Below are 24,618 nucleotides of genomic sequence, written 5' to 3' on the forward strand. Positions count from 1 at the left end.
CCAGGAACGGGCAGGGAAGAATTCGCCGCGTAGCATACCACCGCCAGCGCGCGCGCCGCAGTTGACGGCGATCAAGCAAAGGCGTCCGATAGAAGGCCTTTTCCCGATCCCGACGACAGGAGTGCGAGATGGCCAAGCGTATCCAGTTCAGCCAGCATGGCGGCCCGGAAGTGCTGCAGTTTGTGGAATTCGAACCCGCCCCACCGGGGCCGCAGCAGGTGCGCGTGCGTAACCATGCCATCGGCCTGAACTTCATCGATACCTACTTCCGCAGTGGGTTGTATGCGCCGCCGTCCCTGCCTTCAGGCCTGGGCACCGAGGCTGCCGGTGTCGTCGAGGCCGTGGGCGAAGGCGTCACCCGGCTGAAGGTAGGTGACCGTGTGGCCCATGCCGGCGGCCCCCTGGGTGCGTACAGCGAGGTGCATACGTTGCCGGAGGCCAACCTGGTCAAGCTGCCCGACAGCATCAGCTTCGAGCAGGCGGCGGCGGTGATGCTCAAGGGTTTGACCGTGCAGTACCTGCTGAAGCAGACCTATGAGGTGAAGGCGGGTGACGTGATTCTGTTCCACGCGGCGGCTGGCGGTGTGGGTTCGCTGGCGTGCCAGTGGGCCAAGGCCTTGGGCGCCAAGCTGATCGGTACCGTGAGTTCTGCCGAAAAGGCCGAGCGGGCCAAGGCGCTGGGGGCATGGGAAACCATCGACTACAGCCGTGAAGATGTCGCCAAGCGCGTGCTGGAGCTGACCGATGGCAAGAAATGCCCGGTGGTGTACGACGGCGTGGGCGCCGATACCTGGCTGACTTCGCTTGACTGCCTGCAACCGCGTGGATTGATGGTGAGCTTCGGCAATGCCTCGGGCGCGGTGAGCGGGGTGAACCTGGGGATTCTGGCGCAGAAGGGCTCGCTGTATGTCACACGCCCCACGTTGGCGAGCTATGCCAACAATGCCCAGAACACTCAGGCCATGGCCGATGACCTGTTTGCGATGATTGGCAGTGGCAAGCTGGTTGTGGATATCCAGCAGCGGTATCCATTAAGTGAGGCGGCCAAGGCGCAGGCGGAGCTGTCGGCGCGCAGGACTGTGGGGTCGACTGTACTGATCCCCTGAGCCGGGCACATTCCCTGTGGGAGCGGGCATGCCCGCGAAGAAGCCACCGCGATTGATGGCACCGGCTGTGCCCGTGTTCGCGGGTGAACCAGCTCCCACAGGTATTGAGTCGGCCCGGATTACAGCAATCCCGTTTAGATTGCTTTGCCTTGATTAATCGTCCTAGTGATATCGGCACTGCAAGATTGTCATCTGCCCACCTTCGAAGAGGTAGACCAACCGATGCTCGCGAGTAATGCGGCGAGACCAGAATCCTGAAAGGTCGCCCTTGAGCGGTTCAGGCTTGCCAGTACCTTTGAAAGGAGTACGAAGGCACTCCCTGATCAGTGCGTTGATCGTTGCAAACACATCCGGGTCAGCATCTTTCCAATGGCAGTAGTCTTCCCAACCCTCTGAAGTAAACGCAACGCTTACAGAGTTGCGAGCCTCAGTCTTGTTGCGTTGTTTTGACTTCATGTTCATCTATGGACAGCTCATGGGTAGCAGCTTTACCCGACCGCAGCTGATCAATGGATGCTCGCAAACGCTTGGCATTGGCTGAAGAACCCAGCAGGTACATGGTTTCTTGCATGCCGTTGTAGTCTTCAAGCGAGAGCATAACCACCGGCTCACCGCGCTGGCGGGTAATGATCGCAGGTTCGTGATCCCGACATACATCATCCATCGTCTGCTTCAGGTCGGCGCGAGCCTGGCTAAAAGTCAGTACATGCATTTCTCAAATCCCTCCCAGGCAGGGCCCGGATCAGGTTTTTCTCGACCCATTCAGTTCTGCTGAATGGGCGCTAGGCTTGGTGGCTTCCGATAGTTAATTTGGCAGATACCAACTCAAACATTGTACAAGCCTAGGTACAAACCTCAACATCCCATGGTCGGGAACCTTGAGAATGCAAAGCATAAATTGGATGTCTTCTGGTGGGCAGGTGATTGCTGCCGACAGCGCTTGTAGGAAATTGCTGTGAAACCAGGCCTACCTGCTCCCACAGCAATGCATTGAATTAAGGGACCCCGCCGTTTTGGGGTGAACAGCTTGTCGGTGGTGGGGTCGACTCGATGCCATCGAGGATCGCCTCAATCACCCCCTCCGCCATTTCAATCGCATGCAGGTTCGACCAGAACATGCCACGGCCTTCTTCGCGCATGTAGTCCAGGGCTTTGTAGCCGGTTTCGTAGGTGCTGCGCAGGTACAGGGCTACATGGACCAGAGCGTCCTCGGCGGAAATGTTCGGGTTGACGGTGAAGAGCGGGTCATGGCCGGCAAGCCAGCTCCCACACCGACCGCACCGGTTTCAAGCCATCTGCAGTACCTGTAGGAGCTGGCTTGCCTGCGATCGAGGGCGAAGGCCTCGCCAGCGGTATCAGCCCGGGCGAACGACTTCGCCGGTTGCCAGGTTGCGAATCACACTCGGGTTCTTCCGCCCGCCCAGCGCCCCACCGAGCACCAGGTCCAACTGGCCGTGGAAGTACTGCTCCACCCGCAACCGGGTCTTCGCCGCCGGGCGCCCGCCGGGGTTGCACGAGGTGGAAATCAATGGCCCCACCAACGCACACAACTCACGCACCACCGGGTGGTCGCTGACCCGCAGCGCCACGGTGTCATGCTGCCCGGTCACCCATTCAGGCAACAGGTCCTGATGGGGCACCAACCAGGTGTTCGGTCCCGGCCAGGTGCTGCCCATGCGGTCGATCCAGTCTTCGGGGAAGTCCTCGAACAGGAAATCGAACTGGCGGATGTTGTCGGCGATCAGAATCAGCCCTTTATCCACAGGCCGCGATTTCAGCGCCAGCAGGCGATACACCGCGTCCTCGTTCCACGGGTCGCAGCCCAGGCCCCAGACCGCTTCCGTCGGGTAGGCGATCACTGCGCCCGCCCGTACCTCACGTGCGGCTTGTTGCACACGAAAACTGCTCACCATTGCTGTCTCTCCGCCTATATACCTTGCTTGTGTGCAGTGTACTTAGCCCGCACGGGCAAACCAACGCCCGGCTTCATTGCTGACCCGGCCTTCCAGCTCCAGCTCGGTCAGTTGCGCCAGCACTTCGGCCAGCGGCAGCTCGCTGCAATGCGCCAGGCTTTCGCTGGTTTGCGGTGCGGCATGCAGCAGGGCAAGCAGGGGATGGTCGAATTTGTCCACAACGGCGGGCGGCAGGTTTTGCCAGCCCTGCAAGCTTTCGAGGATCTGATCCACGCTTTCCACCAGCAGCGCGCCATCGCGGATCAACTGGTGGCAGCCCTTCGAACCCGGGTGGTGAATGGAGCCCGGAATCGCATACACCTCGCGGCCTTGCTCAGCCGCCACGCGGGCGGTGATCAGCGAACCACTGGCCAGGCTGGCTTCGACCACCAGCACGCCCAGCGACAGCCCACTGATGATGCGATTGCGCCGTGGGAAGTTGCCGGGCAATGGCCCGGCATTCAGCGGGTACTCGGAAACCAGTGCGCCGCCATGGTCGATCATCGCCTGTGCAAGCTCCAGGTGCCGCTGTGGATAAAGTTTTTGCAACCCCGTGCCAAGCACGCCAATCGTCCCCCCACCAGCCTGCAACGCAGCCCGATGAGCGGCACCATCGATACCCACAGCCAAGCCGCTGGTGATAGTAAAACCGGCCTGCACCAGGTAGCGGGAAAATGCCGCAGCGGTGTCGAGCGCCGGTGGTGTGGCACGCCTGCTGCCCACAATAGCCAGCTGTGGACGTTCGAGCAACGCAGGTTCGCCAGCCACGAAAAGCAGCGGTGGCGCATCGTCGATTTCCGCCAGCAATGCAGGGTAATCGGGGCCGTCCCACATCAGTAAATGCTGGCCAGGTCGCTCTAGCCAGGCCATTGCGGCCAGTGCGCCATCGCGCACTTCGGCACTGCGCCGCGCGTCAATGGTGATCTGTGGGATGCCCAATGCACGCCAGGCCGAACCCGGTGCACTGAGTGCAGAGGAGGCACTGCCAAAGGCATCGAACAATGTGCGAAAACGTCGCAGTCCCATCCCGTTCAGGCAGTGCAGGCGTAATCGTGCATCCAGTTCGGCAGGCGAACAGAGCGACGAATGGTGAATTGGCATAGGGATCATCCTTGATCGAAACAGGGCCATTTACGTGGCACAACTTGTGGATAACTCTGTGAGTAACACTTTGAAAAGCTGTCCATTGATTGAAGGCTATCAAGCCCATAAACACCCTAGACGAGCTTGCCAGGTGCCGAAATCCTCGTTTCCCTTTATTATGTGTGCTCAGTTTTCAACCGAACGCACAGTGACTGCCTGACCTTATGGCCATCTTGAACATTCTCGAATTCCCGGACCCGCGCCTGCGCACCATCGCCAAGCCGGTGACGGTGTTCGACGACGCCCTGCGTCAGCTGATCGACGACATGTTTGAAACCATGTACGAAGCCCCTGGCATCGGCCTGGCCGCCACCCAGGTGAACGTGCACCTGCAGGTCGTGGTCATGGACCTCAGCGAAGACCGCAGCGAGCCGCGCGTCTTCATCAACCCGACGGTCGAAGAGCTGACCCATGACATGGGCCAGTATCAGGAAGGCTGCCTGTCGGTACCGGGCTTCTACGAGAACGTCGACCGCCCGCTGCGCGTACGGGTCAAGGCCCAGGACCGGGACGGCAAGCCGTACGAGCTGGAATGCGAAGGCCTGCTGGCGGTGTGCGTGCAGCACGAATTCGATCACCTCAACGGCAAGCTGTTCGTTGACTACCTGTCGCAGCTCAAGCGCGACCGGATCAAGAAGAAGCTGGAAAAGCAGCACCGCCAGCAAGCCTGATCCCCACCTTCCAGAAGGCTTGCTCCGGCAAGCCTTTTTCTTTTTTGAAGCGAGAACTCCATGCGCATCGTCTTTGCAGGCACTCCAGAGTTTGCCGCCGAACACCTCAAGGCCTTGCTCGACAGCCCCTACGAGATCGTGGCCGTCTACACCCAGCCCGACCGCCCGGCCGGCCGCGGCCAGAAGCTGATGCCGAGCGCGGTCAAGCAACTGGCTGTGGCCCATGACATCCCGGTGTTCCAGCCGCCGACCCTGCGCAACGCCGAAGCCCAGGCCGAACTGGCCGCGCTGAAGCCGGACCTGATGGTGGTGGTCGCCTATGGCCTGATCCTGCCGCAGGTGGTGCTGGATATCCCCCGCCTGGGCTGCATCAACAGCCATGCCTCCCTGCTGCCACGCTGGCGCGGTGCCGCACCGATCCAGCGCGCCGTGGAAGCCGGCGACGCCGAGAGCGGTGTGACCGTGATGCGTATGGAAGCAGGCCTGGACACCGGCCCGATGCTGCTCAAGGTAGCCACCCCGATCAGCGCCGAAGACACCGGCGGCAGCCTGCATGACCGCTTGGCCGAGATGGGCCCGCCAGCAGTCGTCCAGGCCATTGCCGGCCTGGCCGAAGGTTCGCTGCAAGGCGAAGTTCAGAACGACGCCCTGGCCACCTACGCGCACAAGCTGAACAAGGACGAAGCACGCATCGACTGGAGCCGCCCGGCCGTCGAGCTGGAACGCCTGATCCGTGCCTTCAACCCGTGGCCGGTTTGCCACAGCTCCCTCGATGGCGAAAGCGTGAAAGTGCTGACCGCCAACTTGTCCACAGCGACAGGCACCCCCGGCGAGATCCTCTCCGCCAGCAAGGACGGCCTGGTGGTCGCCTGCGGTGACCAGGCCCTGAGCCTGACCCGCCTGCAACTGCCCGGCGGCAAGCCGCTGAACTTCAGCGACCTGTTCAACAGCCGTCGCGAGAAATTCGCCAGCGGCAAGGTGCTGGGCCAATGAACCCACGCCTCGCCGCCGCCCGTGCCCTTGCCGCTGTACTTAGCGGCAAGGCTTCGCTGAACAGCTCGCTGCCGGCGCAGCTGGACAAGGTCGACGAGCGCGACCGTGGCCTGACCCAGGACCTGGCGTTCGGCACCGCACGCTGGCAGCCTCGCCTCGACCTGTTGGCCGCGCAACTGCTGCAAAAGCCGTTCAAGGCCGCCGATGCCGATGTGCAGGCGCTGCTGCTGGTCGGCCTGTATCAGTTGTTCTACACCCGTATTCCCGCCCACGCCGCCATCGGCGAAACCGTCGGCTGTGCCGACAAGCTGAAGAAACCGTGGGCCAAAGGGCTGCTCAATGCCGTACTGCGCCGCGCCCAGCGCGAAGGCGAGGAGCTGTTGGCAAGCATGGAGCGCGACCCGGTGGTACGCACCGCCCACCCGCGCTGGCTGCAGAAATCGCTGAAAGCGTTCTGGCCGGAGCAGTGGGAAGCCATCTGCGCCGCCAATAACGCCCACCCACCGATGATTTTGCGAGTAAACCGCCGTCATCACAGCCGCGATGCCTATTTGGCCCTGCTGGCCGAAGCTGGCGTGGCCGCCAGTGCCTGCCAGTTCAGCCGTGACGGCATCGTGCTGGCCGAAGCCTGCGACGTACGCGCCCTGCCAGGCTTTGCTGAAGGCTGGGTGAGCGTGCAGGACGAAGCCGCGCAACTGTCTGCCGATCTGCTTGAACTGGCCCCCGGCCAACGCGTGCTGGACGCCTGCTGTGCACCCGGAGGCAAAACCTGCCACCTGCTCGAAGCCGAATCTGGCCTGGCCCACGTAGTGGCCATCGACCTTGAAGCCAAGCGTCTGACCCGCGTACGCGAGAACCTCGACCGCCTCAAACTCGACGCCGAGCTGATCGCCTGCGATGCCCGCGACACCGCCAGCTGGTGGGACGGCAAGCCGTTCCAGCGCATCCTGCTCGACGCCCCGTGCTCGGCCACTGGCGTGATCCGCCGCCACCCGGACATCAAGCTGACCCGTCAGGCCGACGACATTCCGGCCCTGGCCTCGCTGCAAGGCGAGCTGCTGGATGCCCTGTGGCCGACCCTGGAAGTGGGCGGCATGCTGCTGTACGCCACCTGCTCCAGCCTGCCGACCGAGAACACCGAAGTGATCGACGCCTTCCTGGCCCGCACCCCGGGCGCCCGTGAGCTGGACCTGGCCACCGAGGCCGGCCTGCGCCAGCCCCACGGTCGTCAGTTGCTGGCCCAGGAAGGCGGCCACGACGGTTTCTACTATGCCAAGCTGATCAAGATCGCCGCCTCGCGCGGATAAGAACAAAAGGTAGGGAGTAGCGGATGAAGATCATCATCCTCGGCGCAGGCCAGGTAGGCGGTACGCTGGCAGAGCACCTGGCCAGCGAAGCCAACGACATCACCGTGGTCGACACCGATGGCGACCGCCTGCGCGACCTGGGCGACCGCCTGGACATCCGCACCGTGCAAGGCCGCGGCTCGCTGCCGACGGTGCTGCGCCAGGCAGGCGCTGACGACGCCGACATGCTGGTAGCGGTGACCAACAGCGATGAAACCAACATGGTCGCCTGCCAGGTAGCCTATTCGCTGTTCCACACCCCGACCAAGATCGCCCGGGTACGCGAGTCGGCCTACCTCACCCGCGAAGAGCTGTTCGACAACGACCATATCCCGGTCGACGTGCTGATCAGCCCCGAGCAGGTGGTGACCAACTACATCAAGCGCCTGATCGAACACCCGGGCTCGCTGCAGGTGATCGATTTCGCCGAAGGCAAGGCCCAGTTGGTGGCGGTAAAGGCTTACTACGGTGGCCCGCTGGTCGGCCAGCAACTGCGCCAGATTCGTGCGCACATGCCCAACGTCGATACCCGCGTGGCGGCCATCTTCCGCCGCGACCGGCCGATCACCCCACGGGGCGACACGGTAATCGAAGCTGACGACGAAGTGTTCTTCATTGCCGCGAAGAAGGACATTCGCGCCGTGATGGGCGAGCTACGCCGCATCGACGAAACCAACAAGCGCATTGTCATCGCCGGGGGCGGACAGATCGGCGAACGCTTGGCCGAGGCCATCGAAAGCCGCTATCAGGTGAAGATCATCGAGATGAGCCCGGCCCGTTGCCGGCACCTCTCCGATACCCTGGAAAGCACTGTGGTGCTGCAGGGCAGCGCGTCGGACAAGGACCTGATGCTCGAAGAGAACATCGCCGACGCCGATATTTTCCTGGCCCTGACCAACGACGACGAAGCCAACATCATGTCGTCGCTGCTGGCCAAGCGCCTGGGCGCGGGCAAAGTGATGACCATCATCAACAACCCGGCCTATGTCGACCTGGTGCAGGGCGGCGATATCGACATCGCCATCAGCCCGCAGTTGGCCACCATCGGCACCCTGCTGGCGCACGTGCGCCGTGGCGACATTGTCAGTGTGCACTCGCTGCGCCGTGGCGCGGCCGAGGCCATCGAAGCAGTGGCGCACGGGGATTCGAAGTCGAGCAAGGTGGTGGGCAAGGCGATCGAGGATATTGCCCTGCCGCCGGGCACCACCATTGGCGCGATCATTCGTGACGAAGAGGTGATGATTGCCCACGACGACACCATGATCGAGTCGGGTGACCATGTGATCCTGTTCGTTGTGGATAAAAAGCATATTCGGGATGTGGAAAAGCTGTTCCACGTCGGCTTGAGTTTCTTCTAGGAGAAGAGGGCATGCGCGAATCGCTGGAGAAGATGCTGGCCAAGGGTGTGGATAACCCGCTGCTGAGGTTTGGCTTGGGCAAGGCCTGGCTGGATGAAGGCAACGGCGCTGAAGCGGCGGAGCACCTAGCCCGGTGTGTTGAGCAGGATCCGAAGTACTCCGCAGCCTGGAAGCTGCTGGGCAAGGCGTATCAGTTGCAGGGTGACCTGGCGGCGGCGCGCAAAGCCTGGGAGGAGGGGATCGAGGCAGCTCTGGCCCATGGGGACAAGCAGGCCGAGAAAGAGATGACCGTGTTTCTGAAGAAGCTCAACAAAGTCTGAAATTGCCGGGGCGGCTTTGCAGCCCATCGCAGCGGTTCGTCGCCACGACAAGCCAGCTCCCACAGGGACCGAGTGGGAGCTGGCTTGCCTGCAAATGGGGCGCGAAGCGCCCCCAAAATCTCAGTACCAGCGCGGCTCGCCCGCCGGGCGCTTCTTGAAGCGCTTCATGCTCCACATGTACTGGCTCGGGTACTCGCGCACATAGCGCTCGACCACCTTGCTCATCGCAGCCGCCGACTCGGTCACGTCGGTGCTATACATCGCCTCCGGCGCCGCCTCCAGGAACACCTTGAAGCCCGAGCCATCCGGTAGCCGCAGCGCATGCAGGAACACCCCCACCGCCTTGCCACCGGCCAGCATGTTCGGCACGAACTTGCTGGTCAGTGCCTGGGTACCGAGAAACGGCACGAACACGCCCGCCGATTCCGCTGGCTCCGGGTCGGCAGGGATGCCTACCTGGCCACCCCGGCGCACTTCCTTGATCACGCTGAGAATGCCTTCCTTGGTGGAAGGCGCCACCCGGTTGCCCATCTGCACGCGCTGCTCGCGCAGCAGGTCATCCACTGCCTTGAGCTTGGGTGGGCGGTAAAAGATGATCGGTTTGCACTGGTTGCAGTAGAAGTGGTTCAACACCTCCCAGTTGCCCAGGTGACTGGTAATGCCCACCACACCCTTTCCCGAAGCCAGGGCCTGTTCCAGCACTTCCAGGCCGTGCACTTCCTTGACCAGCTCCAGCGAGCGCTGCGGCGGCCAGATCCAGGCACAGGCACTTTCGACAAAGGACTTACCAATATCCCGTAGTGCCTGGCCAACCAGTTGCTCACGGGCAACCGGGTCCATCTCCGGGAAACACTTGGCCAGGTTGATGCGCACCACGTTGCGCGAACTGTTGGGGATCTTCCACATCAGCCAGCCAATACCCGCGCCGACGCGCTGCACAGCGCCCCAGGGCAGCTTGGCAAACAGGCGCAGCACCCCGACCATCAGGGCGCCCTTGAACTTTTCCACAGGCGAATTCCTTATTTCAGCAAGGCGCGCATTGTAACCCCTCAACGCAACAAGGCGGCGTAGCGATCGCAATCGGTGGTGTGGTCCATGACCATGCCGGTGGCCTGCATGAAGGCGTAGCAGATGGTCGGGCCGACGAAAGTGAAGCCGGCTTTCTGCAGGGCCTTGCTCATGGCCTTGGCTTCATCGGTGACCGCCGGCACATCGCTACGGCCCGCGAAATGGTTGACCTTCGGCTCCCCGCCAACGAACGACCATAACCACTCGGCAGGGTTATCCACAGCCAGCCAGGCCTGCGCGTTGCGCCGGGCGGCCTTGAGTTTGAGCCGGTTGCGGATGATGCCGGCATCCTGCATCAGTTCTTCGATGCGTTCGTCGCTCATGGCGGCCAACTGCACAGGGTCGAAGCCGTACATCACCTCGCGATAACGCTCGCGTTTGCGCAAAACAGTGATCCACGAAAGCCCCGCCTGGAACCCTTCAAGCAAAAGCATCTCGAAGAGCAACGCCGGGTCGCGCTGTGGCGTTCCCCATTCCTGGTCATGATAGGCCTGGTACAACGGATCGTCGGTACACCAAAAGCAGCGTGGCATAAGGCTCCAATGAGTAGAGGGCGAGGCGAATCAGGTTATACTCCCGCTCTTTACATCCGCATCCCCAGATACAGGTGAATTTCGTGAGCCAGCCTACGCCAGCCGTGCGTACCTTCCAAGACCTGATCCTCGCCCTGCAAAACTACTGGGCAGCTCAAGGTTGTGTGGTGCTTCAGCCCTACGATATGGAAGTAGGCGCCGGCACTTTCCACACCGCAACATTCCTGCGCGCCGTGGGTCCAGAAACCTGGAACGCCGCCTACGTGCAGCCCAGCCGTCGCCCTGCCGACGGGCGGTATGGCGAGAACCCCAACCGCCTGCAGCACTACTATCAGTTCCAGGTGGTGCTCAAGCCAAACCCGGCCAACTTCCAGGAGCTGTACCTCGGCTCGCTGAAAGCCATCGGCCTGGACCCGCTGGTGCACGACATCCGCTTCGTCGAAGACAACTGGGAATCGCCAACCCTCGGCGCCTGGGGCCTGGGCTGGGAAATCTGGCTGAACGGCATGGAAGTCACCCAGTTCACCTACTTCCAGCAGGTAGGCGGCATCGAGTGCTACCCGGTCACCGGTGAAATCACCTATGGCCTGGAGCGCCTGGCCATGTACATCCAGGGCGTCGACTCGGTGTACGACCTGGTGTGGGCCGACGGCCCGTTCGGCAAGGTCACCTATGGCGACGTGTTCCACCAGAACGAAGTGGAGCAGTCGACCTACAACTTCGAACACGCCAACGTCGACAAGCTGTTCGAACTGTTCGACTTCTACGAAAGCGAAGCCAACCGCCTGATCAAGCTGGAGCTGCCGCTGCCGACCTACGAAATGGTCCTGAAGGCCTCGCACACCTTCAACCTGCTGGACGCCCGCCGCGCCATCTCGGTAACCGAGCGCCAGCGTTACATCCTGCGTGTACGTACCCTGGCCCGGGACGTGGCGCAAAGCTATCTGCAAGCCCGCGCACGCCTGGGCTTCCCGATGGCCACCCCTGAACTGCGTGACGAAGTGTTGGCTAAGCTGGAGGCTGCACAATGAGTGCTCAAGATTTCCTGGTAGAACTGGGCACCGAAGAGCTGCCACCGAAAGCCCTCGCCAGCCTCGGCGAAGCCTTCCTGGCCGGTATCGAGAAGGGCCTGCAGGCTGCTGGCCTGAACTACACCGGCAAGCAGGTTTATGCCGCACCGCGTCGCCTGGCCGTGCTGATTCGCCAGCTGGACGTGCAGCAGCCTGACCGCAGCATCAATATCGACGGCCCACCCCTGCAGGCTGCTTTCAAAGACGGCGAGCCGACCCAGGCTGCCCTGGGCTTCGCCAAGAAGTGTGGCGTGGAGCTGGCCGAAATCGACCAGAGCGGCCCCAAGCTGCGCTTCTCCCAGCACATCCCGGGCAAGGCGACTGCCGGCCTGCTGCCGACCATCGTCGAAGATTCGCTCAACGACCTGCCCATTCCCAAGCGCATGCGCTGGGCGGCCAGCCGTGAAGAGTTCGTGCGCCCGACCCAATGGCTGGTAATGCTGCTGGGCGACCAGGTGGTCGACTGCACCATCCTGTCGCAGAAGGCCGGCCGTGAATCCCGTGGTCACCGCTTCCACCACCCGGAGAACGTGGTCATCACCACCCCGGCCAACTACGTCGAAGACCTGCGCAAAGCCTACGTGCTGGCCGACTTCGCCGAGCGTCGCGAGCTGATCAGCAAGCGTACCGCCGAGCTGGCCATGCAGCAGGAAGGCACTGCCATCGTGCCACCGGCGCTGCTGGACGAAGTGACTGCCTTGGTCGAGTGGCCAGTGCCGCTGGTGTGCTCGTTCGAGGAGCGCTTCCTCGAAGTGCCGCAGGAAGCCCTGATCACCACCATGCAGGACAACCAGAAGTACTTCTGCCTGCTGGACAGCGAAGGCAAGCTGCTGCCGCGCTTCATCACCGTGGCCAACGTTGAAAGCCGCGACCCGAAGCAGATCGTGCAAGGCAACGAGAAGGTCGTGCGCCCACGCCTGACCGACGCCGAGTTCTTCTTCAAGCAAGACAAGAAGCAGCCGCTGGAAACCTTCAACGAGCGCCTGAAGAACGTGGTGTTCCAGGCCCAGCTGGGCACTGTGTACGACAAGGCCGAGCGCGTTTCCAGGCTGGCTGCCTTCATCGCCCCGCTGATCGGCGGCGACGCCCAGCGTGCTGGCCGTGCCGGCCTGCTGTCCAAGTGCGACCTGGCCACCGAGATGGTTGGCGAGTTCCCTGAAATGCAGGGTGTTGCCGGTTACTACTACGCGCTCAACGACGGTGAGCCGGAAGATGTGGCCCTGGCCCTGAACGAGCAGTACATGCCGCGCGGTGCTGGCGCCGAGCTGCCGCAGACCCTTACCGGGGCTGCTGTGGCCATCGCCGACAAGCTCGATACCCTGGTGGGTATCTTCGGTATCGGCATGCTGCCAACCGGCAGCAAAGACCCGTACGCCCTGCGCCGTGCTGCCTTGGGCGTGCTGCGTATCCTGATCGAGAAGCAGCTGGACCTGAACCTGACCGGTGCGGTCGAGTTCGCGGTCAAGCAGTTCGGTGCCAAGGTCAAGGCTGCCGGCTTGTCGGAGCAGGTGCTTGAATTCATCTTCGACCGCCTGCGTGCACGTTACGAAGACGAAGGTATCGATGTGGCCACCTACCTGTCGGTGCGTGCCCTGCAGCCTGGTTCTGCCCTGGACTTCGACCAGCGCGTACAGGCCGTGCAGGCCTTCCGCAAGCTGCCGGAAGCCGAAGCCCTGGCTGCGGTGAACAAGCGTGTGTCGAACCTGCTGAGCAAAGCCGAAGGCGCCATCGCCGAACAGGTCGAGCCGAAGTACTTCGACAATGCCAACGAGTTCTCCCTGTACTCGGCCATCCAGCAGGCCGACCAGGCCGTGCAACCGATGGCTGCTGCACGCCAGTACAGCGAATCGCTGGCCCGCCTGGCGGCCCTGCGTGACCCGGTCGACGCCTTCTTCGAGGCGGTGATGGTCAACGCCGAAGACGCCAAGGTACGCGCCAACCGTTATGCCCTGCTCAGCCGCCTGCGCGGTCTGTTCCTGGGTGTGGCCGACATTTCGCTGCTGGGGTAAGCCTTGAAACTGCTGATTCTCGACCGTGACGGGGTGATCAACCATGACTCCGACGCCTATATCAAGACGCTGGAAGAGTGGGTACCGATCCCAGGTTCGGTCGAAGCGATCGCGCAGTTGAGCAAGGCGGGCTGGACGGTGGCCGTGGCCACCAACCAGTCCGGTATTGCCCGTGGCTATTACACACTGGCAACCCTCGAGGCGATGCACGCGCGCCTGCGCGCGCTGGTGGCAGAGCAGGGCGGCGAAGTGGGCCATATCGTGTATTGCCCGCACGGGCCGGACGAGGGCTGCGATTGCCGCAAGCCCAAGCCTGGCATGCTGCGGGCCATCGCCGAGCATTATCAGGTCGGCCTTGAGGGCATCTGGTTTGTTGGCGACAGCAAAGGTGACCTGGAGGCCGCCCTGGCCGTCGGTGCACAACCCGTGTTGGTGAAAACCGGCAAGGGCGAGCGGACCCTGGAAAAAGGTGTCCCTGAAACTACACTGATTTTCGACGATCTGGCAGCTATCGCCAGAGAACTAATTTAATCAGTGCGCCTTCGGGCGCACTTTTCTCAGGCGGGCATGCCCCGCAATGGTACAAGCCACTATGTCGATCCTGCAGGCGATCAGAATCTTTCTTTTTTACCTGCTGCTGGGCACCAGTTCGCTGCTGTGGTGCTCGCTGAGCTTTTTCGTCGCGCCGTTCCTGTCGTTCCCCAAGCGCTACAAGTTCATCAACGTATATTGGTGCCGCTGCGCGCTGTTTCTGGTGCGCACCATCCTCGGCATCGACTACAAGATCACCGGCGCCGAGAACGTGCCCAATGAGCCTTGCGTGATCCTGTCGAACCACCAGAGCACCTGGGAAACCTTCTTCCTGTCCCAGTACTTCTCGCCGTTGAGCCAAGTGCTCAAGCGCGAACTGCTGTATGTGCCGTTCTTCGGCTGGGCCATGGCCATGCTGCGACCGATCGCGATCAACCGCGACAACCCCAAGGAAGCCCTACGCCAAGTGGCGAGCAAGGGTGACGAACTGCTCAAGCAGAAGACCTGGGTGCTGATTTTCCCGGAAGGCACCCGCGTGCCCTTCGGCACTGTGGGCAAGTTTTCCCGTGGCGGTACCGCTCTGGCGGTAAATGCCGGGCTGCCGGTACTGCCGATTGCCCACAACGCGGGCAAGTTCTGGCCAAAGACGGGTTGGGGCAAACGCTCCGGCACCATCGAGGTGGTCATTGGCGAACCCATGTACGCCAATGGCAGCGGGCCACGTGCCATTGCAGAGCTCAACGACCGCGCCGCAGCGTGGAACGAGGCGACTCAGCGGGCCATGGGTTCGCTGCCACCAGCAGCGGAAAAACCCCAGGAACAGACAGTTTGATGTTCTGTGGATAACTTGTGAGCAGTTTTTCGATCAGATGCTTCAAGTGATCTCTAAGTAGTTGAATTATCTGTTTATTTCTACGTATGACATTTTTCTTAAAATCGTGCATAAGTTTTTTCGGGGCATAAAAAAACCGGCTTTTACAGCCGGTTTTTTTATGGCGTGGGGACAGCATCACACCTTGTCGATATCCACATCCTTGGTTTCTTTCAGGCAGAAAATCCCCACCACCAGGCTCACCCCTGTCACCAGAATCGGGTACCACAGCCCGTAGAAAATATCCCCGGTGTACACCACCAACGCGAACGAGACCGTCGGTAGGAAGCCGCCGAACCAGCCGTTGCCAATGTGGTAGGGCAGTGACATCGAGGTGTAGCGGATACGGGTCGGGAACAGTTCGACCATCACCGCCGCCAAGGGGCCGTAGGTCATGGTCGCGATCAGGATCATCGCCACGATCAGCACCACCACCATCACCTGGTTGACCTGCGCCGGGTCGGCCTTGGCCGGGTAACCCGCCTGTTCCACTGCCGAGCGCATGGCCGCTTCATCGAAGCCATTGATGGCCTTGTCGCCAATATTCACCACTACATCACTGCCCGCCACGCTCACCGATTTGTACGGCAAGCCCTGCTTGACCAGGAACGTCTTGACCTTGTCGCACGGGCTGTCGAAACGCGCCTTGCCCACCGGGTCGAACTGGAAGGTGCAGCCTTTAGGGTCGGCGGTTACCACGATCGGCGCCTGTCGGCTGGCGGCATCAATCTGCGGGTTGGCGTAATGGCTCAGCGCCTTGAACAGCGGGAAGTACAGCACGGTGGCCAGCAGCAGGCCGAGCATCAGGATCGGCTTGCGGCCGATACGGTCGGACAACCAGCCGAAGAACACGAAGAACGGCGCACCGATCACCACACTGATGATCAGCAGGGTGTTGGCCTGGGCCGGATCCATCTTCAGCATCTGGGTCATGAAGAACAGCACGTAGAACTGTGCCGTGTAGAAGGTCACGGCTTGCCCGGCGTTGATGCTGAACAGGGCGGTAAGTACCACCTTCAGGTTTGGCCAGGAGGTGAACGACTCACGGATCGGCGATTTGCTGATCTTGCCTTGGGCCTTCATTTTCACGAACGCCGGCGATTCGTGCATGCTCATACGAATCCAGGTCGAGATGGCCAGCAGCACGATCGACAGCAGGAACGGCAGGCGCCAGCCCCAGGTTTCGAACTGGTCGCCGCTGATGTAGCGGCTGCCCAGCACCACCAGCAGCGAAAGCAGCAGCCCAAGGGTGGCGGTGGACTGGATGAAACCGGTGTGGAAGCCACGCTTGCCGGGCGGTGCGTGCTCCGCCACATAAGTGGCAGCACCGCCGTACTCACCGCCCAGCGCCAGCCCCTGCAACATCCGCAGAATCACCAGGATGATCGGTGCTGCGATGCCGATGCTGGCATAGGTGGGCAACAGCCCCACCGCGAAGGTGGACAGGCCCATCAGCACGATGGTGACCAGGAAGGTGTACTTGCGCCCGATCATATCGCCCAGGCGGCCGAACACCAGCGCCCCGAATGGCCGCACCAGGAAGCCGGCAGCAAAGGCCATGAGGGCGAAGATAAAGGCGGTGGTGTCGTTCACCCCAGCGAAGAACTGCTTGCTGATGACCGCTGCCAACGCGCCATAGAGAAAAAAGTCATACCACTCGAAAACCGTCCCGAGGGATGACGCGAAAATGATCTTGCGTTCTTCACGGCGGCTGGAGCTGCTGGCCGCCGCACCCTGCTCTTGGATGTAATCCGACATCGTTGCTGTCCTCGGCCCGCAGGCCACAGTGATTATTCTTGTTGTTCCACTGTCGGCAGCCTCTGACCGCAAGCCGCCGGTACTGCACGCACCCGGTCAGGGCGTCGGTAAGGCGTCTTCATTCAGATAGGTTTGGGTCGCAGCTCCTTTGAGAATCAGTTGCGCCGCCTTTTCGGCGATCATGAGGGTGGGTGAGCAGGTATTGCCGGAAGTGATCTGCGGCATGATGGAAGCATCCGCTACGCGCAGGCCGGGAATGCCGTGTACGCGCAGCTGGTTATCCACAACATCCAGTGCGCCGGAGCCCATGCGGCAGGTACCGACCGGGTGGAAGATGGTGGTGCCGATTTTGCCAGCGGCCTCGAACAGTTCTTCCTCGGTTTGCAGGCCCGGGCCCGGCAGGTATTCCTTGGGCTCGAACGCCGCGAGGGCAGGGGCCTGGACGATACGCCGGGTAAGGCGAATGGCATCGGCAGCGACTCGCAGGTCCTGTGGGTCGCTGAGGTAATTGGGGTCGATCAGCGGCGTGCTGTTCATGTCGGTGCTGCGGATGTCGATACGCCCGCGGCTGGCCGGGCGCAGGTTGCACACCGAAGCGGTGAAAGCCGGAAACTGATGCAACGGCTCACCGAAGCGCTCCAGTGACAGCGGTTGCACATGGTACTGCAGGTTGGCAGTGGCCTGATCCGGGCTTGAACGTACAAATGCACCCAGTTGACTCGGCGCCATGGCCAACGGGCCACTGCGGTCATAGAGGTAGCACAGGCCCATACCCATCTTGCCCCACAGGCTGTTGGCCATCTGGTTCAAGGTGCGGGTGTTGCGGATCTGGTAGATCAGACGCAGTTGCAGGTGGTCCTGAAGGTTGCCGCCCACCCCCGGCATATCGTGGCGTACACCGATACCCAGGCCTTCCAGCAGCTGACGCGGGCCGATGCCTGAGCGCTGCAAAATGCCAGGTGAACCGACGGCGCCAGCACACAGGATGATCTCGCGGCGCGCCGCAAACTCGTGCCACGCGCCTTGCCAAAACGCTTTCACGGCGCGCGCCCGGGTATTGTTGAGCAGTACCTGGTCAACCTGTACGCCCGTCAGCACGGTGAGGTTGGCGCGGTCCCTGATCGGTCGCAGGAAGGCTTTGGAGGCGTTCCAGCGCACGCCGCTGCGCTGGTTGACCTGAAAATATCCACAGCCTTGGTTGTCACCGGTGTTGAAGTCATCGACCTTGCCGACGCCGCTTTGCTCAGCGGCATCGCGGAAAGCATCGAGGATCGGCCAGCTGTAGCGCTGGCGTTCGACCCGCCACTCACCTCCACCGCCATGGTGCTCGCTGGCGCCGGCAAAGTGGTTCTCGCTGGCCTTGAACAGCGGCAGTACATCCTTCCACGCCCAGCCGTCATTGCCTTGCTCGGCCCAGCGGTCATAGTCAGCGGCCTGGCCACGCATGTAGATCATGCCGTTGATCGAAGAACAACCACCGAGAACCTTGCCACGCGGGTAGCCCAGGGCGCGACCGCCAAGGCCAGGTTGGGCCTCGGTCTTGAAGCACCAGTCGGTGCGCGGGTTGCCGATGCAATAGAGATAGCCGACGGGAATGTGAATCCAGGGATAGTTGTCGCGACCACCCGCTTCCAGCAGCAGAACGCGGCAGGAAGGTTCGGCGGACAAACGATTGGCCAGCAGGCAACCGGCGGGACCGGCCCCTACGACCACGTAGTCGAAGACAGAATCGGCTGATGGCATGTGCAACCTCGGGCCTGTTTTTTTATTCTTGTCCCGATCCATCTTAGTGAGTAATTTCGTGGAGGAAACACGAGATTTCGCGCAGCCGCTGTGCGTTTTAGCACAGGAGCAAGCCTGGACAGGCCCATTCGCGGGCCGGAACGAACTGCCAAAAAGGATCAGCATGTTCGACTGGAACGATCTACGGTTTTTTCTTGAGCTGCAACGCAGCGGCCGTCTGTTGACCGCCGCCAAGCGCCTCAACACTACCCACAGCACCGTAGCCCGGCACATCGAGAGTATCGAGCAAAGCCTGGGTACCGCACTGTTTGTACAACATGCCCAAGGTTATGAGCTGACCCCGTCAGGCCAGGCCCTGCTCAAGCACGCCGAGGCCATGGAAAATGTCGCCCTGCTGGCGCAGGAAGAAATCACCCAGGCCATCACCCCGCTGGGCAAGATTCGCCTGGGGGTGACCGAAGGCATCGGCATCATGTTCTTCACCCCACGCATGAACGCGTTGTTCGAGCGCTACCCCGGCCTGGAAGTGGAGCTGGTAGCCGTACCGCGTTTCGTCAGCATCCTCAATCGCGAAGCAGAAATCAGCATCCACCTGGAACGGCCCAATGCCGACCTGCTGATCACCCGCAAACTTACCGATTACCGCCTGGCGCTGTACGCCAGCCAGAACTACCTGGACCGCGCGCCACCCCTGCGCAACCGCGAAGACCTGGCCAGGCATAGCTGGATCGGCTACGTAGACGACCTGCTGTTCAGCCAGGAACTGCTGTTTCTCAACAGTTTCTGCCGGGCCCCGAATGTCGTGTTTCGCAGCACAAGCGTAATCGCCCAACAGGCCGCTGCCCGTGCCGGCCTGGGCATCGCCGTGCTGCCCAACTACATGGCTCGCCACGACCCGACGCTGGTGCGCGTGCTGCCGAGCGAGACCATCCAGCGCAGCTACTGGATCTGCACCCGCCGCGAGCTGCACAAATCGGTGCGCCTGCGGGTGGTGTGGGACTACCTGCTGGCGCTATGTGCGGCAGAACAGCACGAATTGCTAGCCCAGTAGTGCCTTGCCGGCCAGCAGCAAGGCCGCCACCCAACCAGCCACTGCAAACATCTGCTGCAAACGCGGCCCGGCCAGCCTGGCCGTCAATGGCCGTGCCAGCAGCAAACCCAGCACCGCGCCGGCGGCGAATGGGGCGCCTACCTGCCAATGCATGACCCCCGCCAGGCTGGCGCTGACCACACTGCCGGTGGATACCAGGGCGATTACTGCCAGCGAAGTGGAAACGATGCTGGCCATGCGCAGGTTGGTATAGCGGTTCAGCGCAGGGATGATGACGAACCCTCCACCCACACCCAACAGGCCGGACATTAACCCGGACAACGCCCCGGTGAAAGCCAGGGCACGCGCGCAGGGAAGGGTCCAGCGCAAGCGGCCCTGCAACGGGTTCAACACACAGGGTTCGATATAGCGATGGGCGTCATTGGCCTCACCGCGCAGCTCCTTGGCAGCCTTGCGCCAGATACGCAGGCAGGCGTACACCAACACACCCGCGAACACCAACTGCAAGGGTGTGTTCGGCAAGCGGTGCGCCAGCATCAGCCCGAACGGCGCGGCAACCACACCCACCATCGCAATGAACAGCGCCGCCCGATAACGCACCAGCCCCTGTCGTAGGCCCAGCACCGCGCCAACCGCTGCAGCCAGGCCTACGGCCAGCAGGCCAACCGGAGCGGCCTCGACCATCGATAGCCCCAGCCCGAACACCAACAAAGGCACTGCGAGAATGCCACCGCCTGCGCCGGTCAATGCCAGGACCGCGCCGATGATCGCGCCCAGGCCCGCCCCCAACAATTGATGTTCGATCACTTCCCACCCTCTGCACCCAACGGCTGCGGCCGAGCCAGCCACTCGCGGCCCTTCAGCATGCCTTGCCAGTACAACGGTGGCAGCGCTTGCGCCTTCAGCAACCAGGCCAGGCGCGTTGGTTTGCGGCCATCCAGCAACCAGCTGGGGAAGCTCGGCGCCAGCTTGCCGCCATAGGTAAACTCGGCCAGGACGATTTTGCCGCGCTCTACAGTCAGCGGGCACGAGCCATAGCCGTCGTACTGGGCGAGGGTAGGCAACCTGCCCAATGCCACCAACACGTTGTTGGCCACGACCGGCGCTTGCTTACGGGCAGCCGCAGCAGTCTTGGCATTGCTGGTGTTGGCCACATCACCCAGGGCATGGATGTTGATGTACTTGCGGTGGCGCAGGGTATGCGGGTCGACATCGACCCAGCCAGCGTTATCGGCCAACGGGCTTTCACGAATGAAGGCCGGCGCCACCTGGGGAGGGACCACATGGAGCATGTCAAAGGCCTCGATGTGCGTTTCGCTGCTGCCGTCGGCCAGGGTGCACACGAAGGTGGCGCGCTTGTTCGGGCCATCCACGGCCACCAGTCGGTGGGAGAAATGGAGGTCCACGGCGTATTTGTCTATGTACTTCATCAGCGCGGGCACATAGTCCGCCACACCGAACAACACAGCACCAGCATTGAAGAAACTGGCTTTCACCGCCCCCAGATGGCCGTGGCGTAACCAGTGGTCGCAAGACAAGTACAACGCCTTCTGCGGCGCGCCCGCACATTTGATCGGCATGGGCGGCTGGCTGAAGATGGCACGGCCTCGCTTGAGCTTCTGCACCAGCTCCCAGGTATAGGGCGCCAGGTCGTAGCGGTAGTTGGAGGTGACACCGTTGCGGCCCAGGGTTTCGCTGAGCCCGTCAATGGCCGCCCAGTCCAGCGTAAGGCCGGGGCAGACTACCAGCTGCTCATAGCTGATGGCGCGACCGTCCTCGAGGACGACCAACTGGCCCAACGGATCGAAAGCCTGCACCCGCGCCTTGACCCAGCGTACCCCGCGCGGAATGGTCGAGGCCATGGTGCGGGCAGTGCTCGGTGCCTTGAACACACCGGCACCGACCATGGTCCAGCCGGGTTGGTAGTAATGCACTTCGGCGGGATCGATCAAGGCAATGTCCAGCGACGGGTCACGGCTGATAAGGCTGGAAGCGGTAGCGATACCGGCGGCACCGGCACCGACGATGACCACCTTGTGATGGTCGGTATTGGCAGGGGACAACAAGGCAGGCATGGCGGTAAATCCTGGAAATCTGATTATGGGGCAGGGCGGTTACAGCTTGTTCAGCGGAATCTTCAGGTAGCTCACGCCATTCTCTTCCGGCGCGGGGAACTGGCCGCTGCGCATGTTCACCTGCACCGAAGGCAGGATCAGCACCGGCATGTCGAGGGTCTTGTCGCGCGCTTCACGCATGGCGACAAAACTGTCTTCGTCGATGCCCTGATGAATGTGGATGTTGCTGGCACGCTGTTCGGCCACGGTAGTGACGTACTGCATGTCGCGGCCACCCGGCAGGTAGTCGTGACACATGAACAGCCGTGTCTGGTCGGGGAAAGCCAGCAATCGACGGATCGAGCGGTACAGGGTGCGGGCATCGGCACCCGGGAAGTCACAGCGGGCAGTACCGTAGTCGGGCATGAACAGGGTATCGCCGACAAACACCGCAATTTCGCCAGCGTCTTCGATCATGAAGCTCATGCACGCGGGCGTGTGCCCCGGAGTGTGCAGGGCACGGGCATGCAGGTTGCCAATGCGGAAACCTTCCTCGTCTACGAACAGTACATCGAACTGGCTGCCATCCCGGGCAAAGCCAGGCTCAGCGTTGAACAACGCACCGAATACTTTCTGCACCTGAGTGATGTGAGCACCGATAGCGGTGTGGCCGCCCAGCTTTTGCTTCAGGTAGGCAGCCGCCGAGAGGTGGTCGGCATGCACATGGGTTTCCAGCACCCACTGAACCTCAGCGCCCAGCGCCTTCACCCGGTCGATCAACTGATCCGCCGAGACGGTGGAGGTACGCCCTGATTTGGGATCATAGTCGAGGACGCTGTCGATCAATGCACACTTGCGCGTTTCGCCATCCATGACCAAGTAGCTAATGGTTGAGGTCGCCTTGTCGAAGAAGGCTTCCACGTGAAGGTTGTTGCCGATGATCATCACGTTCTCCAGATTATCCACCGCGCCTTTTACAGGCGTAGGCAGTGACAGGAGGTTTATCAAGATGCATGCCAGGCTTTTTACTGCGTATGGGCCAATGAAATCGGCCAGGTGCCAATAACTGACAGCAATACTGACACCCCAAATGGCAGTCGACTGACAGCCAATGGCAGTGTTTGGCAGTCCTTGTTACCCTGCGCCGGTACTCCATACGGTGCCGTCATGCCTCAAACCCATCCCCTCATCCTAGCGCTGGTTTCCTACCTTGAGCACGATGCCCTGCCGACCATTGTGCTGGACACCGATTACAACATCCTGGCCGCCAACGCCGCCTATCGCCGCCAGTTCGGCCACCACGAGCAAGCCCCGTTGGGCGAAAAATGCCACAAGGTCTCGCATCACTACGCCGTCCCCTGCGACCAGGCCGGCGAGCATTGCCCGATGCGCAAAGCCTGGGACAGCAAGGTGCCGGAGCGGGTATTGCACATTCATCACACGCCACGTGGCCCCGAGCATGTCGATGTCGAACTGCGCCCCATCCTGGATGAGCAGAGTAGGGTGGTGGCCTTTGTCGAGCGCCTGACTACCATCGCCCTCGCATCGGCTCAGCCCCAGGAACAAGGCCTGGTCGGCCGGGCCCCAGCATTCAAGGTTGCCTTGTCCAGCCTGCAGCGCGCAGCGCCGGCGCAGATCCCGGTTTTATTGCAGGGTGAGTCAGGTACCGGTAAAGAGCTGTTCGCGCGCGCGCTGCACATGGGCAGCCCCAGGGCCAACGGCCCATTGGTAGTGGTCGATTGCACCGGGTTGACCGAGTCGTTGTTCGAGAGTGAGTTGTTCGGCTATGAGAAGGGCGCATTCACCGGCGCCAATCAGCGCAAGATTGGCCTGGCTGAGGCCGCGCATGGCGGTACCCTGTTCCTCGATGAAATTGGCGAAGTACCGTTAGCGATGCAGGTGAAACTGTTACGCCTTATCGAGTCCGGCAGCTTCCGCCCGGTGGGCAGCCTGCGCACGGTGCACTCGGACTTCCGCCTGGTTTCGGCCACACACAAACCGCTCAAGCAAATGGTTGCGCAGGGCACCTTCCGTGAAGACCTGTATTACCGCATCAGTGGTTTCCCCATTCGCCTGCCAGCGCTGCGCGAGCGTGTAGAAGATCTGCCGCTGCTCGCGCAAAGCCTGTTACAGCGAATGGCTGGCAAGCCTACGCCCAGCCTGAGTGAGGATGCCTTGCAGCAGCTTGGGTTACATCCATTTCCGGGCAACATCCGCGAGTTGCGTAACATTCTGGAGCGCGCCCGTTTGTTTGCCGATGACGGGCTGATTCGGCCAGAGCATTTGCCGGAAGATATCGGGCCTACCGAGGTGGTCAAGGGACGCGGCCGTCGCAATGACCTGGGTGAACTGGCGCAGGCGCTGGAGCAGTTCAAGGGCTCACGCAGTGAGCTGGCCAGTCAGCTTGGCATGAGTGAGCGCACGCTGTATCGCCGCTTGAAGTCGCTCGGGCTGAACTAAGCGTGCCCAGACTTTACCGGACCTTTACCTGCGCCCTGACATAAAAGGGCAAAAATCGTGGTCTGATCAGTTATCCGAATCTGGCAGTCAGTGAACGCCAGGCGTTAACAGGCAGAGGCCCCTCTCAAATGAAGAAAACCCTAACCGTGATCTGCGCCGCGCTCATGCTCAGCGCACCGTTGGCCAGCTTCGCACAACCGGGCCCACCCGACCGGCATGATGATGGCCCATCGCACCAAGGCAACCCGCCGCATGGCCAGCCAAAGCAGCAAGGCCGCCATGACAACGGCCGTGCACCCGAGTACCGCAACCCGAACTTCCGCCCGCAGCAGGGCATGCCTGTGCCTCACCAGCAGTGGCAACGAGGGCATGTGGTTGACCCACACTACCGTGGCGACCGCTACTGGGTGACTGACTGGAAAGCACGCCACTTGTATGCGCCACCACGTGACCATCGCTGGTTGTATGTGAATGGCGACTACGTGCTGGTGGCTATTGCCAGTGGTGTGATCGTTAACATTCTCAGCGGTTACTGATTTTCAGACACTAAAAAGCCCGCATCAGCGGGCTTTTTAGTGTGT

Annotated in this window: 24 protein-coding genes and 1 pseudogene; 13 read left to right on the plus strand and 12 right to left on the minus strand. The window is 61.8% G+C overall.

From position 1 onward, the window contains the following. Positions 1-128 precede the first annotated feature (128 nt). Positions 129-1,106: an NADPH:quinone reductase gene (locus B9A31_RS00455; RefSeq protein WP_025754217.1), complete on the plus strand. Its 978-nt coding sequence runs from the start codon at positions 129-131 to the stop codon at positions 1,104-1,106. A gap of 162 nt (positions 1,107-1,268) precedes the next feature. Here the strand turns inward: B9A31_RS00455 and B9A31_RS00465 are convergent, their stop codons facing one another. The 5 genes and pseudogenes from B9A31_RS00465 to dprA all read right to left on the minus strand — a co-directional run bounded on the left by B9A31_RS00465 (position 1,269) and on the right by dprA (position 4,159). Continuing rightward, a complete protein-coding gene (locus tag B9A31_RS00465; RefSeq protein WP_084296581.1) occupies positions 1,269-1,568 on the minus strand; it encodes a Txe/YoeB family addiction module toxin in 300 nt (99 codons plus the stop codon). Then, entirely contained in the window at positions 1,534-1,818 is a 285-nt protein-coding gene (locus B9A31_RS00470) for a type II toxin-antitoxin system Phd/YefM family antitoxin (protein ID WP_019099397.1), read from the minus strand. Before B9A31_RS00470 ends, B9A31_RS00465 begins: the two co-directional genes overlap by 35 nt. A 283-nt stretch (positions 1,819-2,101) precedes the next feature. Next, a pseudogene (locus B9A31_RS27370) lies at positions 2,102-2,383 on the minus strand (hypothetical protein); the annotation flags it as partial. 78 nt (positions 2,384-2,461) lie between these two features. Next, positions 2,462-3,019, minus strand: coding sequence for an L-threonylcarbamoyladenylate synthase type 1 TsaC (locus B9A31_RS00480; protein WP_016712799.1), 558 nt, complete (start codon positions 3,017-3,019; stop codon positions 2,462-2,464). A 42-nt stretch (positions 3,020-3,061) separates the two neighbouring features. Beyond that, positions 3,062-4,159: a DNA-processing protein DprA gene (dprA, locus tag B9A31_RS00485; RefSeq protein ID WP_084296582.1), complete on the minus strand. Its 1,098-nt coding sequence runs from the start codon at positions 4,157-4,159 to the stop codon at positions 3,062-3,064. A gap of 206 nt (positions 4,160-4,365) precedes the next feature. Between dprA and def the strand changes: the two genes are divergently transcribed. Genes def through B9A31_RS00510 form a run of 5 tightly spaced genes read left to right on the plus strand, consistent with a single transcriptional unit; the run spans position 4,366 to position 8,889 of the window. Then, a complete protein-coding gene (def, locus tag B9A31_RS00490) occupies positions 4,366-4,872 on the plus strand; it encodes a peptide deformylase (protein WP_016712797.1) in 507 nt (168 codons plus the stop codon). A gap of 60 nt (positions 4,873-4,932) precedes the next feature. Further along, entirely contained in the window at positions 4,933-5,865 is a 933-nt protein-coding gene (gene fmt, locus B9A31_RS00495) for a methionyl-tRNA formyltransferase (protein ID WP_025754219.1), read from the plus strand. Then, on the plus strand, positions 5,862-7,172 hold the full coding sequence (gene rsmB, locus B9A31_RS00500) for a 16S rRNA (cytosine(967)-C(5))-methyltransferase RsmB (protein ID WP_019099401.1): 1,311 nt from the start codon (positions 5,862-5,864) through the stop codon (positions 7,170-7,172). Before fmt ends, rsmB begins: the two co-directional genes overlap by 4 nt. A 23-nt stretch (positions 7,173-7,195) precedes the next feature. Beyond that, a complete protein-coding gene (trkA, locus tag B9A31_RS00505) occupies positions 7,196-8,569 on the plus strand; it encodes a Trk system potassium transporter TrkA (RefSeq protein WP_016712794.1) in 1,374 nt (457 codons plus the stop codon). Between the two features lie 11 nt (positions 8,570-8,580). Continuing rightward, on the plus strand, positions 8,581-8,889 hold the full coding sequence (locus B9A31_RS00510; protein WP_019099402.1) for a tetratricopeptide repeat protein: 309 nt from the start codon (positions 8,581-8,583) through the stop codon (positions 8,887-8,889). A 120-nt stretch (positions 8,890-9,009) separates the two neighbouring features. Here the strand turns inward: B9A31_RS00510 and B9A31_RS00515 are convergent, their stop codons facing one another. Both B9A31_RS00515 and B9A31_RS00520 read right to left on the minus strand, forming a co-directional pair. Continuing rightward, positions 9,010-9,897: a lysophospholipid acyltransferase gene (locus B9A31_RS00515; RefSeq protein WP_016712792.1), complete on the minus strand. Its 888-nt coding sequence runs from the start codon at positions 9,895-9,897 to the stop codon at positions 9,010-9,012. Between the two features lie 41 nt (positions 9,898-9,938). Continuing rightward, positions 9,939-10,490, minus strand: a complete 552-nt coding sequence (locus B9A31_RS00520) for a DNA-3-methyladenine glycosylase I (protein WP_016712791.1) — start codon at positions 10,488-10,490, stop codon at positions 9,939-9,941. A gap of 83 nt (positions 10,491-10,573) precedes the next feature. On the opposite strand from B9A31_RS00520, the gene glyQ reads away from it, so the two are divergent. The 4 genes from glyQ to B9A31_RS00540 are packed head-to-tail and all read left to right on the plus strand — an operon-like array spanning position 10,574 to position 14,932. Further along, a complete protein-coding gene (gene glyQ, locus B9A31_RS00525; RefSeq protein ID WP_003253126.1) occupies positions 10,574-11,521 on the plus strand; it encodes a glycine--tRNA ligase subunit alpha in 948 nt (315 codons plus the stop codon). Beyond that, a complete protein-coding gene (gene glyS, locus B9A31_RS00530; RefSeq protein ID WP_019099403.1) occupies positions 11,518-13,569 on the plus strand; it encodes a glycine--tRNA ligase subunit beta in 2,052 nt (683 codons plus the stop codon). The genes glyQ and glyS overlap by 4 nt, the downstream gene beginning before the upstream one ends. A 3-nt stretch (positions 13,570-13,572) precedes the next feature. Further along, positions 13,573-14,100, plus strand: coding sequence for a D-glycero-beta-D-manno-heptose 1,7-bisphosphate 7-phosphatase (gene gmhB, locus B9A31_RS00535; protein WP_016712789.1), 528 nt, complete (start codon positions 13,573-13,575; stop codon positions 14,098-14,100). Between the two features lie 46 nt (positions 14,101-14,146). Continuing rightward, on the plus strand, positions 14,147-14,932 hold the full coding sequence (locus B9A31_RS00540; RefSeq protein ID WP_027609961.1) for a lysophospholipid acyltransferase family protein: 786 nt from the start codon (positions 14,147-14,149) through the stop codon (positions 14,930-14,932). 177 nt (positions 14,933-15,109) lie between these two features. Here B9A31_RS00540 and B9A31_RS00545 read toward each other — a convergent pair whose 3' ends face one another. Then, positions 15,110-16,729 (minus strand): MFS transporter, encoded by a 1,620-nt coding sequence (locus tag B9A31_RS00545; RefSeq protein ID WP_019099405.1) that lies wholly within the window; start codon positions 16,727-16,729, stop codon positions 15,110-15,112. 96 nt (positions 16,730-16,825) lie between these two features. Continuing rightward, the gene (locus B9A31_RS00550; RefSeq protein WP_084296583.1) at positions 16,826-18,472 is read right to left on the minus strand and encodes a GMC family oxidoreductase; all 1,647 of its coding nucleotides are present in this window, start codon (positions 18,470-18,472) and stop codon (positions 16,826-16,828) included. Between the two features lie 163 nt (positions 18,473-18,635). Between B9A31_RS00550 and B9A31_RS00555 the strand changes: the two genes are divergently transcribed. Beyond that, positions 18,636-19,523, plus strand: a complete 888-nt coding sequence (locus B9A31_RS00555) for a LysR family transcriptional regulator (RefSeq protein ID WP_019099407.1) — start codon at positions 18,636-18,638, stop codon at positions 19,521-19,523. Here B9A31_RS00555 and B9A31_RS00560 read toward each other — a convergent pair. Genes B9A31_RS00560 through B9A31_RS00570 form a run of 3 tightly spaced genes read right to left on the minus strand, consistent with a single transcriptional unit; the run spans position 19,512 to position 22,522 of the window. Then, a complete protein-coding gene (locus tag B9A31_RS00560; protein ID WP_019099408.1) occupies positions 19,512-20,330 on the minus strand; it encodes a sulfite exporter TauE/SafE family protein in 819 nt (272 codons plus the stop codon). The two genes, B9A31_RS00555 and B9A31_RS00560, sit on opposite strands and share 12 nt — an antisense overlap. Then, a complete protein-coding gene (locus B9A31_RS00565) occupies positions 20,327-21,598 on the minus strand; it encodes an NAD(P)/FAD-dependent oxidoreductase (RefSeq protein WP_019099409.1) in 1,272 nt (423 codons plus the stop codon). Before B9A31_RS00565 ends, B9A31_RS00560 begins: the two co-directional genes overlap by 4 nt. Positions 21,599-21,637: 39 nt before the next feature. Continuing rightward, the gene (locus B9A31_RS00570; protein ID WP_027609965.1) at positions 21,638-22,522 is read right to left on the minus strand and encodes an MBL fold metallo-hydrolase; all 885 of its coding nucleotides are present in this window, start codon (positions 22,520-22,522) and stop codon (positions 21,638-21,640) included. A 222-nt stretch (positions 22,523-22,744) separates the two neighbouring features. On the opposite strand from B9A31_RS00570, the gene B9A31_RS00575 reads away from it, so the two are divergent. After that, positions 22,745-24,037, plus strand: a complete 1,293-nt coding sequence (locus B9A31_RS00575) for a sigma-54 interaction domain-containing protein (RefSeq protein ID WP_019099411.1) — start codon at positions 22,745-22,747, stop codon at positions 24,035-24,037. Positions 24,038-24,165: 128 nt separating this feature from the next. Then, complete coding sequence (locus B9A31_RS00580; RefSeq protein ID WP_016712780.1) at positions 24,166-24,573, plus strand: RcnB family protein; 408 nt, start codon at positions 24,166-24,168, stop codon at positions 24,571-24,573. Positions 24,574-24,618 lie beyond the last annotated feature (45 nt).

The sequence above is a fragment of the Pseudomonas sp. URIL14HWK12:I5 genome, assembly GCF_900176445.1.
Lineage (GTDB): Bacteria > Pseudomonadota > Gammaproteobacteria > Pseudomonadales > Pseudomonadaceae > Aquipseudomonas > Aquipseudomonas monteilii.

Bases quoted from the DNA above. Each gene is read 5' to 3' on its own strand.
- B9A31_RS00455 (WP_025754217.1), top strand. From the start codon at position 129: ATGGCCAAGCGTATCCAGTTCAGCCAGCATGGCGGCCCGGAAGTGCTG.
- B9A31_RS00465 (WP_084296581.1), bottom strand. From the start codon at position 1,568: ATGAACATGAAGTCAAAACAACGCAACAAGACTGAGGCTCGCAACTCT.
- B9A31_RS00470 (WP_019099397.1), bottom strand. From the start codon at position 1,818: ATGCATGTACTGACTTTTAGCCAGGCTCGCGCCGACCTGAAGCAGACG.
- B9A31_RS00480 (WP_016712799.1), bottom strand. From the start codon at position 3,019: ATGGTGAGCAGTTTTCGTGTGCAACAAGCCGCACGTGAGGTACGGGCG.
- dprA (WP_084296582.1), bottom strand. From the start codon at position 4,159: ATGCCAATTCACCATTCGTCGCTCTGTTCGCCTGCCGAACTGGATGCA.
- def (WP_016712797.1), top strand. From the start codon at position 4,366: ATGGCCATCTTGAACATTCTCGAATTCCCGGACCCGCGCCTGCGCACC.
- fmt (WP_025754219.1), top strand. From the start codon at position 4,933: ATGCGCATCGTCTTTGCAGGCACTCCAGAGTTTGCCGCCGAACACCTC.
- rsmB (WP_019099401.1), top strand. From the start codon at position 5,862: ATGAACCCACGCCTCGCCGCCGCCCGTGCCCTTGCCGCTGTACTTAGC.
- trkA (WP_016712794.1), top strand. From the start codon at position 7,196: ATGAAGATCATCATCCTCGGCGCAGGCCAGGTAGGCGGTACGCTGGCA.
- B9A31_RS00510 (WP_019099402.1), top strand. From the start codon at position 8,581: ATGCGCGAATCGCTGGAGAAGATGCTGGCCAAGGGTGTGGATAACCCG.
- B9A31_RS00520 (WP_016712791.1), bottom strand. From the start codon at position 10,490: ATGCCACGCTGCTTTTGGTGTACCGACGATCCGTTGTACCAGGCCTAT.
- glyS (WP_019099403.1), top strand. From the start codon at position 11,518: ATGAGTGCTCAAGATTTCCTGGTAGAACTGGGCACCGAAGAGCTGCCA.
- B9A31_RS00540 (WP_027609961.1), top strand. From the start codon at position 14,147: ATGGTACAAGCCACTATGTCGATCCTGCAGGCGATCAGAATCTTTCTT.
- B9A31_RS00545 (WP_019099405.1), bottom strand. From the start codon at position 16,729: ATGTCGGATTACATCCAAGAGCAGGGTGCGGCGGCCAGCAGCTCCAGC.
- B9A31_RS00550 (WP_084296583.1), bottom strand. From the start codon at position 18,472: ATGCCATCAGCCGATTCTGTCTTCGACTACGTGGTCGTAGGGGCCGGT.
- B9A31_RS00555 (WP_019099407.1), top strand. From the start codon at position 18,636: ATGTTCGACTGGAACGATCTACGGTTTTTTCTTGAGCTGCAACGCAGC.
- B9A31_RS00565 (WP_019099409.1), bottom strand. From the start codon at position 21,598: ATGCCTGCCTTGTTGTCCCCTGCCAATACCGACCATCACAAGGTGGTC.
- B9A31_RS00570 (WP_027609965.1), bottom strand. From the start codon at position 22,522: ATGATCATCGGCAACAACCTTCACGTGGAAGCCTTCTTCGACAAGGCG.
- B9A31_RS00575 (WP_019099411.1), top strand. From the start codon at position 22,745: ATGCCTCAAACCCATCCCCTCATCCTAGCGCTGGTTTCCTACCTTGAG.
- B9A31_RS00580 (WP_016712780.1), top strand. From the start codon at position 24,166: ATGAAGAAAACCCTAACCGTGATCTGCGCCGCGCTCATGCTCAGCGCA.